Here is an 11,809-nt window from a genome sequence, read left to right on the forward strand (position 1 = left end):
GGCTCGGCCACCAGCCCGCCGCCGCAGCCGATGTCGATCAGGCGCAGGCCCTCGAACGGGCGGAGGGCCCGGGGGTCGCGGCCGAAGCGGGCGGCGACCTGATCGCGGATGAAGCCCAGCCGCGCCGGGTTGAACTTGTGCAGCGGGGCGAACGGTCCGCGTGCGTCCCACCACTCCTCGGCTTGCGCCGAGAAGCGCGCTACGTCGGCGGGATCGATGGACGGGCCGTGCGCCTCGCCCTCGAAGCCTTGGGCGGCAAGGGGTTTGCGCATCGCGGAGGGGTCGTTAGAAGCGGCCATGGGCTGACAGGGTGAACCCCTTTTCGGAAGGCCGCGCAACAGGGAGACCCCGTCACGATGACGCGGCCAACAGCCTCTCGGCTGGTCATGAAGTTCGGCGGCACCTCCATGGGCGACCTGGAGCGCATCCGCCGCGCGGCCCGGATCGTCGCCGCCGAGGTGAAGGCCGGGCACGCGGTCGCCGTCGTGGTGTCCGCAATGGCGGGCAAGACCAATGAGCTGGTCGCCTGGACCGACGGCGCCGGTCCGCCGGCGCAGGGCATCCCCCTGTCGGACGACGAATACGACGTGGTCGTCGCCTCGGGCGAGCAGGTGACGGCGGGGCTCCTGGCCCTGACGCTTCGCAACATGGGCTTTCGCGCCCGGTCGATGATGGGCTGGCAGGTGCCGATCCTGACCGACGACGCCCACGGCAAGGCGCGCATCGAGGACATCCCCGGCGACGCCCTGGCCAACGCCGTCGACGGCGGCGAGATCGTTGTGGTCCCCGGCTTCCAGGGCGTGACCAAGGACGGGCGCATAACAACGCTGGGCCGGGGCGGCTCGGACACCTCGGCGGTGGCGGTGGCGGCGGCACTGGGCTGCGCGTGCGACATCTACACGGACGTGGACGGCGTCTACACGACCGACCCGCGCATCGAGAGCCGGGCGCGGCGGCTGGAGAAGGTCTCCTACGAGGAGATGCTGGAGATGGCGTCCCTGGGCGCCAAGGTGCTCCAGACCCGGTCGGTCGAACTGGCCATGGGCATGCGCGTGCCCGTCCGTGTCCTGTCCAGCTTCGTCGAGCCCGACGAGCACGGAAATCTTCCGCCGAAGTCCGGCACCCTGATCTGCGACGAGGAGGAAATCGTGGAGAAACGCATCGTGTCCGGCGTGACCATGAGCCGAGACGAGGCCCGGATCACGCTTCTGGGCCTGTCGGACCGCACCGACGCGCCCGCCGACGTCTTCACGCGCCTGGCCGAGGCCAACGTCAACGTCGACATGATCGTCCAGAGCCAGGCCCGCACCGAGGGCGCGGTCAACCTGACCTTCACGACGGGCCGCCGGGATGCCGCCCGCGCCGCCGAGCTGATGCGGTCGGCCCAAGGAGAGATCGGCTTCGCCGACCTGCGCGTCGACGAGGACGTGGCCAAGGTCTCGGTCGTCGGCGTCGGCATGAGGAGCCATGCGGGCGTCGCCCAGACCATGTTCCGGGCGCTGGCCGACAAGGGCGTCAAGTTCCAGGCGATCTCGACGTCGGAGATCAAGATCAGCGTCTTGATCGACGCCGCCTACGCCGAACTGGCCGTGCGGGCGCTGCATGCGGCCTATGGGCTGGAAGCGGTATAGGTTTGGCTGAGGCTGGCCTTATGTTGGGGCCGAGCAGGGAGACCGGATGGCCGTAGCGGGCGGAGCGATGACGAGGGGACCGCGCGTCCTCCTGCGCCAGATCCGCGAGGCGATGGCCGACGGCGGCCCGGCGCAGGGTCGTCTCGACGTCGTCGTCCGCACCATCGCCCAGTCGATGGTGGCCGAGGTCTGCTCCATCTATCTGCGTCGGGCGTCGGGCGAGCTCGAACTGTTCGCCACCCAGGGCCTGAACCCCGACGCCGTCCACCGCACACGGCTGAAGCCGGGTGAGGGCCTGGTCGGCGAGGTGGCGCGGCTGGCCCAGCCAATCAGCCTGTCGGACGCGCCCGCCCACCCCAGTTTCTCCTACCGGCCGGAGACGGGCGAGGATCCCTACCACGCCTTCCTCGGCGCCCCCCTGCTGCGCGGCGGCCGGGCGATCGGGGTGCTGGTCGTCCAGAACCGGGCCGAGCGTCGCTATGACGAGGATGAGGTCGAGGACATCCAGACCATCGCCATGGTGCTGGCCGAGACGGTGGCGTCTGGCGAGCTGCTGGCGGCCGACGAACTGCGCGATGTCGAACTGGCGCCCCACAGGCCCGAACGCATCAAGGGCCAACGGTTCGCCGAAGGGCTGGCCTACGGCCATGTCGTGCTGCATGAGCCCCCCCTGCCGCCCGAAAGGCTGCTGGCCGAGAACCAGCAGGTCGAGGAGATCCGGCTCCGCGAAGGGCTGAACGCGCTCAAGAAGTCCATCGACGACCTGCTGGACGGCGGTCAGGGCAAGCTGGCGGGTCAGTCGTTCGAGGTGCTCGAAACCTATCGCATGTTCGCCGACGACCGGGGCTGGAACCGGTCGCTGGAGGAGGCGGTGCGCGGCGGCCTGACCGCCGAGGCCGCCGTCGACCGGGTGAGGAACGAACACCGCGCCCGTTTCGCCCAGGCGCGCGACCCCTATATCCGCGAGCGGCTCCATGACTTCGAGGATCTGGCCAACCGGTTGCTGCGCATCCTGGCGGGCGACAATCCCAGCGAGCGAGAGCTACCCGACGACGCCATCCTGGTGGCCAAGAACCTGGGGCCGGCGGACCTCTTGGAATACCCCCGCGATCGCATCCGCGGCCTGTTGATGGAGGAGGGCTCGGCCGCCAGCCACGCCGCCATCGTGGCCCGGGCGCTGCAGATTCCCTGCGTCGGCCGTCTGCAGGGGGTGCGCGACCGGCTGAGCGAGGGCGACCTCGTCATCGTCGACGGCGAGACGGGCGAGGCGCATCTGCGGCCGCGCCCGGACATGCTGGACTCGGTCCGCTCGCGCATGGCCGTGCGCAGCCAGCGCCAGGCGGAGTTCGCCAAGCTGAGGGACACCCCGGCCGTCACGCTGGACGGCACGCGGATCACGCTCCTGACCAACGCCGGTCTGGCCGTCGATCTGGAGAACCTGGACGCCACCGGTGCCGAAGGCATCGGCCTGTTCCGCACCGAGTTCCAGTTCATGGTGTCCGAAGAACTGCCGCGCCTGAACTCCCAGACCGAGCTGTACAAGCTGGTGCTGGACGCGGCGGGCGGCCGGCCCGTCACCTTCCGGACGCTCGACATCGGCGGCGACAAGGTCCTGCCCTACATGGAGACGACCGAGCGGGAGGAGAATCCGGCGCTGGGGCGGCGCGCCATTCGCCTGGGTCTGGACCGACCGTCCCTGCTCCGGCTCCAGCTGCGCGCGCTTCTGGCCGCCGGGGCGGGGCGCGAGCTGCGGGTCATGTTCCCCATGATCGCCACGGTCGACGAATTCCGCGCCGCCCGAGACCTGGTCGACGTCGAGTGCGAATGGGCGCGGCGTCGGGGGCGGCCGCTACCGGCGCTTTTGCGGGTCGGAGCCATGATCGAATGCCCCAGCCTGCTGTGGCATCTGGACGCGCTCCTGCCGCTGACCGACTTCGTCTCGGTCGGGTCCAATGACCTGTTTCAGTACATGTATGCGGCGGACCGGACGAACCCCCTGGTGTCGGATCGCTACGACCCCCTGTCGCCCCCAGCGCTCCGGGCGCTGCAGTCCATCCAGAAAGCCTGCGCCGAAAGCGGCACGCCAGTGTCGGTTTGCGGCGAGTTGGCGGGGCGACCGCTGGAGGCCTTCGCCCTGATATGTCTCGGCTTTACCCGCCTGTCGGCCCCGGCCGGCGGCGTCGGCCCGGTCAAGCGGATGATCCTCTCGACTGACCTGGCGGCGGCGCGTCGTGGAATGGAGAAACTGCTCGGCTCCTCGGCCGGGTCGGTCAGGAACGAGATCGAGAGTCTGGCCCGGAAACTGAACGTCGGTCTGTGAACCGTTCCCTTTCGGGACGGCGAACAAGCTTAACAAGACGTTGAACCAGCGGCCAAAATGGGTTATCCACAAGACGATTTCAGTATCCCCGGGGGGCCGGTCGGGTTTCGTCACAGCACCGTGCTAGGCGGACCCGTGTGGGGTACTGCGACGGGGTCTGTCAGTCCGTCGCTGAGTATGGGGCAGGGCGTCATGGCGCTGGACACGGGGAACGTCCCCGACGAGTTTCGGGCTCATCCGGACTGGAAGGACCCTGTGCCCTCCATCACTGACGCGCCGACCCTCGGGGATGGCCTGAAACGTACCCGCGAAGAGTCCGGCCGGTCTCTGGCCGAACTGGCCGCCGACACCCGGGTTCACGAACGCTATCTTCGCGCGCTCGAGCAGAACGACCATTCGGCCCTGCCGTCGCGCGTCTTCGCCATCGGCTATGTGCGAGCCTATGCGGGGGCGCTGGGCCTCGACGAACAACTGGCCGTCGAGCGGTTCAAGCGTGAGACGCCGGACGCCGCCGTTCCGCTGCAGCCGCCGGTCGGCATCGCCTTCGAGGAAGTCCGACGCTATTCGCCGCGCATCATCGGCGCCATCGCCCTGATCGTGCTGTCCATCGTCGGCTGGAATGTCTGGCAGCGCGTCAGCCTGATGCGCGCGCCCCAACCGTCCGACATCGCCGAGGTGCCCGAAAGCTGGAGCCTGGGTGCCGTCATCGGCCAACAACCCGTCAGCGTCGGCGCGCCGCTCCCGGCCCCGCCGGACCAGACGACGCCAGCGCTCTATCTGACGCCGGGGCTGGAGGCCCAACTGACCGGCATCGATCCTGCCGACACAGAGGCATTGGCTGCGGCCGCCGCCGCCAGCGCCCCGCCGGTTCAGGCCGCCTTCAATCCGCGCGGTGCCGTTTACGGCGCCGAGGCTGCGGCGTCGCAGGTGGTGATCCAGGCCCGTCGCGCCGCCGCCTTCGTGGTGCGCACCTCTGACGGCCGTGTCCTGTTCGCCCGCCAGCTCGCGGCCGGAGAGGCCTGGCGCGCGCCGATGGGCGTGGCCGCCGTGGTCGACGTATCGGAGCCGGGTGACTTCGACGTCTATCTGAACGGAGAGCACGGCGGGGTCTTGCCGACCCCGGTGACGCCGCTGGCCCAGCTGAACAGTCGCGCCGCAGATCTCGCTCGCCAGACCGCCGCCCGCATCGAGGCCGAGGCCACCGCGCGTCAGGCCGCCGCCGCCCGCGCCGCCTCCGCGGCCCAGGCGGCCGTGACGCAGACCACGCAAGCCGCCCAGACGGCGTTGACGCCGGCTGTCACGCCGCGCTGATCGTCGGCGCATGGCCGTCATGGCCTTGTCTCGACCGCTCGCCTATATTCCCGTGTCATGAGCCACGACGCGACTGAACTCGGCCACATCCGTCCCTGGCGGACCATCGAACGCAGGAAGAGCCGCCAGATCCGGGTCGGCTCCGTCGCGGTCGGCGGCGACGCGCCGATCAGCGTCCAGTCGATGACCAACACGCCGACCTCGGACGCGGCCGCCACGATCGACCAGATTCGCCAGCTGGAAGAGGCAGGAGCCGACATCGTGCGCGTCTCCTGCCCGGACGAGGAGTCGACGGCCGCGTTCAAGACGATCGCGCGAGAGGCGAAGGTGCCGCTCGTGGCCGACATCCACTTCCACTACCGGCGCGGCATCGAGGCGGCCGAGGCCGGCGCGGCCTGTCTGAGGATCAATCCCGGCAACATCGGCAGCCCCGACCGGGTGCGCGAGGTCATCCAGGCGGCCAAGGACCACGGCTGCTCCATGCGCATCGGCGTCAACGCTGGCTCGCTGGAGAAGGAACTTCTGGAGAAGTACGGCGAGCCCTGCCCCGACGCCATGGTCGAGAGCGCGCTGAACCACGCGCGCATCCTGCAGGACCACGACTTTCACGAGTTCAAGATTTCGGTGAAGGCGTCGGATCCCTTCCTGACGGTGGCCGCCTATCACCAGTTGGCCGAGGCCATAGACTGTCCCTTGCACGTCGGCGTGACGGAGGCCGGGCCGCTGCGCACCGGCACGATCAAATCCTCCATCGCCATGGGCAATCTGCTGTGGGCGGGCATCGGCGACACCATCCGCGTGTCGCTGGCCGCCGATCCGGTCGAGGAGATCAAGGTCGGCTTCGACATTCTGAAGTCGCTCGGCCTGCGCCACCGGGGCGTCAACATCATCGCCTGCCCGTCCTGCGCGCGTCAGGGCTTCAACGTCATCGAGACGGTCGGCATCCTCGAAGAGAAGTTGGCCCACATCTCCACGCCCATGAGCCTGTCGATCATCGGCTGCGTCGTGAACGGCCCAGGCGAGGCGCTCTACACCGACATCGGCTTCACCGGCGGCGGGGCCGGGTCCGGCATGGTCTATCTGAACGGCAAGATCGCCCACAAGCAGGCCAACGACGGCATGATCGACACGATCGTCGAGATGGTCGAGCAGAAGGCCGAGGAACTGAACGCCGCCCGCGCCGCCCAGGCCGCGGCGCTCGAAGCGGCCGAGTAGGCTGGTCTCATGAAGCTTTACATCGCCCCGCCCTCGCCGTTCGCGCGCAAGTGCCGGATCGTGGTCCGCGAGAAGGGCTTGGCGGGTTGCGTCGAGGAGCTTCTCGTTAACCCGTACGAGAGCCCCGAGGCGCTGCTGGCGGTCAATCCGATCGCCCAGGTGCCCGCGCTGCTCACCAACGACAGCGAGGCGATCCTGGACAGCCCGGTGATCTGCGAATGGCTGGACCGGCAGGGGGTGGGTCCGATCCTCCTGCCAGTCGATGGACCTGAGCGGTGGCGGGTGAAGCGGGTCGAGGGTCTGGCCTCGGCGGTGCTGGAGATGGGCGTCAAGCTGGTGCTGGAGAAGCGCCGTCCCGAGAGCGAGCGGTCGCCGTCGTGGATGGCGCGCTGGACCGAGAACATGGGGCGCGCTCTTGATGCTCTCGAGGCTTCGGGCGTCGCCGCCGAGCCTCTGGACATGGGCGTCATCACGGCCGGTTGCGCCGTGACCTGGCTGGATTTCCGCCACCCCGATTACGACTGGAAGACCGGACGGCCGGGGCTGGTGGCGCTTCAGGCAGCGCTGGAGATGCGCGAAAGCTTCCGCCAGACCGTTCCCGCCTGACGCTCAGGCCAGTTCCCCAAGCACCTTAAGCACTCCCGCGCCGTAGCGGTCGATCTTTGTCACGCCGACACCGGGGATGGCGGCGAGCGCGTCCAGCGTGCCTGGCTCGCGCATCGCGATTTCCAGCAGGGTCTTGTCCTGAAAGATGACGTAGGGCGGAACGTGCTGTTCCGAGGCACGGTCGCGGCGCCAGGCGCGCAGGGCTTCGAACCGGGCGCGGACATCGGCGTCCAGCGCCTCGACGGCGGCGTTGCGGTCATTGCGGGCGCGGTTGCGGGGATTGCCCGAGCGGGTGCGGGCGTCGAAGCCGGCGGGAGTGCGGCGCACCTCGACCTTCGCTTCTCCCCGATAGACGGCGCGGACGCGGTCGGGGTCGCCCAGCGTGACGAGCGGCTTGCCCTCGTTGGGATCCTCGACCAGCAGGCCCTCGAACATCAGGTGATCCAGGATGTCGCGCCAGCCGGTGGAGGCGATGTCCTTGCCGATGCCCCAGGTCGACAGGTCGCTTTCCCAGGGCTGGACGTCCTTGGTCTTGCCGGTCAGGTGATCGACGATCCGGCCCCGTCCGAATCGGCCGCCCAGCCGCTGGACCGCCGCCAGCGCCTTCTGGGCCGGGACGGTGGCGTCATAAAGGGCAGGCGGGTCCTGGCAGATATCACAGACCCCGCAGGCGCCGGCGTCGGTCTCTCCGAAATAGCGGCGCACGGCCTGGGGGCGGCAGGTGGCGCCGTCCAGCATGGCGAACAGCTGGCGGGCCTTTCGCGTCTGCACCGCCTTGACCTCTTCGGCCATCGGGCGGCTCTCGAGACGACGCAGCGTCCAGGCGATGTCGGAGGGACCGTAAAGGGTAATGCCGTCGGCGGGTTCGCCGTCCCGGCCCGCGCGGCCAATCTCCTGCCAATAGGCCTCCAGCGACCCCGGCGGATCGGCGTGGATGACGAAGCGGACGTCGGCCTTATCGACGCCCATTCCGAACGCGATCGTCGCGACCATCACGGCCCCGTCCTCAGCCAGGAAACGCTCGAGCCGCCGGTCGCGCTCCGGCCCGGCCATGCCGGCGTGATAAGCGATGGCGTTGGTCCCGGCGGACTTCAGCCCATCGGCCACGCGCTCGCAGCCGTCGCGGCTGCCGCAATAGACGACGCCGGACTGGCCCCGACGGGCGCGGACCAGTTCGATGACGTGGGCGTCGGTCCTGGCGCGCGAGGCGGAGTCCTTGCGGATGGCGGACAGCTGCAGGTTCGGTCGGGCGAAGCTGTCGACGAAGACGGCAGCCCCTTCGAGGTGCAGGGACGCGAGGATGTCATCACGGGTGCGGGCGTCGGCCGTGGCGGTGACGGCGATGCGGGGCACGCCGGGGAAGAGCTCTCCCAGCCGGCCGAGCGTGCGGTAGTCGGGGCGGAAATCATGGCCCCACTGACTGACGCAGTGGGCCTCGTCGATGGCGATGAGGGCGAGCGGTGTCTCGGACAGACGGTCGAGCAGGGCGCCCGATTGGAGCCCTTCTGGCGAGACATAGAGCAGGTCGAGCTCGCCTGAACGGGCGGCGCGCAGGACGGCGGAACGTTCATCGAGCGACAGGCCGGAATCGAGGCGGGCGGCGCGCACCCCCTGCTGGCGCAGCGCCTCGACCTGGTCGGTCATGAGCGCGATCAGCGGCGAGATGACAAGGCCCAGGCCGGGGCGGATCAGGGCCGGGACCTGATAGCAGACGCTCTTGCCGCCGCCGGTCGGCAGGACCGCGAGTACGTCGCGTCCAGCCAGAACCTCGGCCACGACCGAGGCCTGCAGGCCCCGGAAATCGGCATGACCCCAGACGCGCTCCAGGACGGCGCGGGCTTGGGGGAGAAGATCCTGGCTCATCGCGTCGCACATACGACGACTCGCCAGGGATGGCAGGGGCAAACCGATGACATCACGACGACCGTCAGTTCGCCGCCAGCACCTGCTCCAGCCCCTCGCGCCAGGTCGGATACGTCGGCCGCCAGCCCAGCTCCGCCTTGGCGCGCGCATTCGAGAGCCGTTTGGAGTCCAGGTAGAAGCGCCGCATGGCGTCCGACACCGACGGATCGGTCCAGCAGACCTCGGGCGGCCTGGGCAGGCCCATACGGTCGGCCGCCCACTCCATGACGATGTCGGCCGGGGCCGGTTCGTCATCCGCCAGGGTGTAGGCGCGGCCGGGGTTGGGGCGGTCCATCGAGGCGAACAGGCCCGAGACGGCGTCGTCGACATGGATGCGGTTGAAGATCTGACCGGGCTTTCGCACCAGCCGCGCCGAGCCGTCGCGCAGGCGGTCCACCACCGACCGGCCGGGACCGTAGATGCCGGGCAGGCGGAAGATCTGGACCGTCAGGCCCATGCCGCGCCCCGCGTCCAGCCAGTCCGCCTCGGCGCGGACGCGGCGCGCGCCCTCCAGCGAGGAAGCGTTCAGTTCGTCGTCCTCGAAGGCCCAGCCGCCGTCTCTGTCGCCGTAGACGGCGGTCGAGGAGACGTAGCCGATCCAGTCGGGATAGGCGCCGGACGCCGTGATCGCCGGGATCAGCGCCCTCAGGCCCGGACAACCTGTGGCCTCGGGCGGCGCGGTGACGAGGATGGCCGAGGCCTTGGCCACGGCGGCCTGCAAGGCGGCTTCGTCGGCCGGGTCGACGCCCGCGACGCCCGCTGCCTCGAACGCTGCGCGGCGGCCGGCGTCACGCGAGGTCGCAGTCGCTGTCAGGCCGCGCCGCAGGGCCTCGGCCGCCGCTCGGGCGCCGACATAGCCGCCGCCGAAGACGAGGAGCGAGCCGGCCACCGTGTCGATCAGACCGCCCGCGCGCGCGCCGAAGCGGGGGCGCCGGTCTCGACCGCCCGCACGGGCTCGGTCTCGAGCGCCTTGGCCCGACCGGCGTTCCAGGCGGAGACGCAGGGGATCTTGGTCCGGTCGCAGCGGTTGGCGTAGCGGCGGGCGATGTCGGTCACGTCGGCCATCAGGCCTTCGGCCAGAGTGATGGGCTTGAGCCCCAGGTCGCGGAACTGGTCGTTGGCGACGACCAGCTCGTTCTCGTCGGCCTCCTGGCGCGGATTGGGGACGTTGTGGATTTCGGCGCCGGTCATATCGGCGACCATGGCCGCGAGGTCGCGCACGCGCCGGCTCTCGGTCATCTGATTGAGGATCTTGACGCGGTCACCGCGCTTGGGCGGGTTCTTCAGCGCCAGTTCGACGCAGCGCACCGTGTCCTGGATGTGGATGAAGGCCCGGGTCTGGCCGCCCGAGCCGTGCACCGTCAGGGGATAGCCGACCGCCGCCTGCATCAGGAAGCGGTTCAGCACCGTTCCGTAGTCGCCGTCGTAGTCGAAGCGGTTGATGAGACGCTCGTCCTGCCGGGTCTCCTCGGTCTGGGCGCCCCAGACGATGCCCTGGTGCAGGTCGGTGATCCGCAGCTGATCGTTCTTGGCGTAGAACTGGAACAGGAGCGCGTCCTGCGTCTTGGTCATGTGGTAGATGGAGCCGGGGTTCGGCGGGAACAGGATCTCCTGCTCGGCCGGGCCGAAGTCGGTGTCGACCGTGACCTTCAGATAGCCCTCGGGGATGCGCAGGCCGGCGGTCGTATAGCCATAGACGCCCATGGTCCCCAGGTGCGCCAGATGCACGTCCAGCCCGCTCTCGACGATGGCGGCGAGCAGGTGGTTGGTGGCGTTCAGATTGTTGTCGACCGTGTAGAGCTTGTGCCGGGCCGACTTCATCGAATAGGGCGCGGCCCGCTGTTCGGCGAAGTGGACGACGCTGTCGGGGCGCTCGGTGCGGATCAGCTCGACTAGACGGTCGAACTCCTTGCCGACGGTCATGTTGACGAAGCCGATGTCGCGACCCGAGACCTCTTTCCACGCCGCGATGCGTTCGCCGATCGGGCGGACCGGGGTCAGGGACTGGACTTCCAGCTCATTGTCGATGTTGCGGCGGCTGAGGTTGTCGACGATGACCACGTCCCAACCGCGCGCCGACAGGTGCAACGCCGTCGGCCAGCCGCAGAAACCATCGCCGCCCAGAACCAGAACCTTCATCGCCGCCGTTTCCTCGTGTCGTTCCGCCCTGACTAGCGGAAGGGGCGGCGCGGGCAAAGCTCGGCCTTAGCGCGGGGCGCGCTTGGCGAGGATGCGCTGGAGCGTGCGACGGTGCATGCCCAGGCGCCGGGCCGTCTCCGAGACATTGTGGTCGCAGAGCTCATAGACACGCTGGATGTGCTCCCAGCGGACGCGGTCGGCGCTCATGGGGTTTTCGGGCGGCTCGGGCGCGTCGCCGGTGGCCAGCAGGGCCTTGACCACGTCGTCGGCATCGGCGGGCTTGGACAGGTAGTCGACCGCCCCGGCCTTGACCGCCGCCACGGCGGTGGCGATGGCCCCGTAGCCGGTCAGCATGACGATGCGGGCGTCGTCGCGGCGCTCGCGGATGGTCTCGACCACCTTCAGGCCGTTGCCGTCCTCCAGCCGCATATCCAGCACCGCGAAGGCGGGCTGTTTCGCGCGCAGGGCCTCGTTGGCCTCGGCGACGGAGGAGACGGTGGTGACCTCGAACCCGCGCGATTCTAGGGCTCGGCCCAGACGGGTGCGAAGGGCCTGATCGTCGTCCAGCAATAGCAGTGAGCGGTCCTCCAGGGCGGCGATGCGCTCCTCGACGGATGGGGCAGTGGCGGCGGCGGTGGCCATGACGATGTTCTCCCTTGCCGCCGAAGTCGGCGGTTCCCCGAGC

Annotated in this window: 9 protein-coding genes and 1 pseudogene; 5 read left to right on the top strand and 5 right to left on the bottom strand. The window is 69.6% G+C overall.

The window, feature by feature from the left end; genetic code table 11:
• Positions 1–272 (bottom strand): annotated as a pseudogene (locus IP78_RS01090) (bifunctional 3-demethylubiquinol 3-O-methyltransferase/2-polyprenyl-6-hydroxyphenol methylase); the annotation flags it as partial.
• Positions 273–356: 84 nt separating this feature from the next.
• Between IP78_RS01090 and IP78_RS01095 the strand changes: the two are divergent.
• The 5 genes from IP78_RS01095 (at position 357) to IP78_RS01115 (ending at position 7,083) form a co-directional block, all read left to right on the top strand.
• On the top strand, positions 357–1,631 hold the full coding sequence (locus tag IP78_RS01095; protein ID WP_054109873.1) for an aspartate kinase: 1,275 nt from the start codon (positions 357–359) through the stop codon (positions 1,629–1,631).
• A gap of 46 nt (positions 1,632–1,677) precedes the next feature.
• Entirely contained in the window at positions 1,678–3,951 is a 2,274-nt protein-coding gene (ptsP, locus tag IP78_RS01100; protein WP_156320232.1) for a phosphoenolpyruvate--protein phosphotransferase, read from the top strand.
• 192 nt (positions 3,952–4,143) lie between these two features.
• Positions 4,144–5,262: a RodZ family helix-turn-helix domain-containing protein gene (locus IP78_RS01105; protein WP_231680832.1), complete on the top strand. Its 1,119-nt coding sequence runs from the start codon at positions 4,144–4,146 to the stop codon at positions 5,260–5,262.
• Between the two features lie 57 nt (positions 5,263–5,319).
• Positions 5,320–6,477 (top strand): flavodoxin-dependent (E)-4-hydroxy-3-methylbut-2-enyl-diphosphate synthase, encoded by a 1,158-nt coding sequence (gene ispG / locus IP78_RS01110; RefSeq protein ID WP_054109876.1) that lies wholly within the window; start codon positions 5,320–5,322, stop codon positions 6,475–6,477.
• Between the two features lie 9 nt (positions 6,478–6,486).
• Entirely contained in the window at positions 6,487–7,083 is a 597-nt protein-coding gene (locus IP78_RS01115) for a glutathione S-transferase N-terminal domain-containing protein (RefSeq protein WP_054109877.1), read from the top strand.
• 3 nt (positions 7,084–7,086) lie between these two features.
• On the opposite strand, the gene recQ is transcribed toward IP78_RS01115, so the two are convergent.
• From recQ to IP78_RS01135, 4 genes are all read right to left on the bottom strand, one after another.
• Positions 7,087–8,946, bottom strand: coding sequence for a DNA helicase RecQ (gene recQ, locus IP78_RS01120; protein WP_231680836.1), 1,860 nt, complete (start codon positions 8,944–8,946; stop codon positions 7,087–7,089).
• A gap of 64 nt (positions 8,947–9,010) precedes the next feature.
• Complete coding sequence (locus IP78_RS01125) at positions 9,011–9,874, bottom strand: NAD-dependent epimerase/dehydratase family protein (RefSeq protein ID WP_054109879.1); 864 nt, start codon at positions 9,872–9,874, stop codon at positions 9,011–9,013.
• An 8-nt stretch (positions 9,875–9,882) separates the two neighbouring features.
• Positions 9,883–11,124, bottom strand: a complete 1,242-nt coding sequence (locus IP78_RS01130) for an NAD-dependent epimerase/dehydratase family protein (RefSeq protein WP_054109880.1) — start codon at positions 11,122–11,124, stop codon at positions 9,883–9,885.
• A 66-nt stretch (positions 11,125–11,190) separates the two neighbouring features.
• On the bottom strand, positions 11,191–11,766 hold the full coding sequence (locus tag IP78_RS01135; RefSeq protein ID WP_054109881.1) for an ActR/PrrA/RegA family redox response regulator transcription factor: 576 nt from the start codon (positions 11,764–11,766) through the stop codon (positions 11,191–11,193).
• Between the last annotated feature and the right edge of the window lie 43 nt (positions 11,767–11,809).

The sequence above is a fragment of the Brevundimonas sp. AAP58 genome (assembly GCF_001295975.1).
Lineage (GTDB): Bacteria > Pseudomonadota > Alphaproteobacteria > Caulobacterales > Caulobacteraceae > Brevundimonas.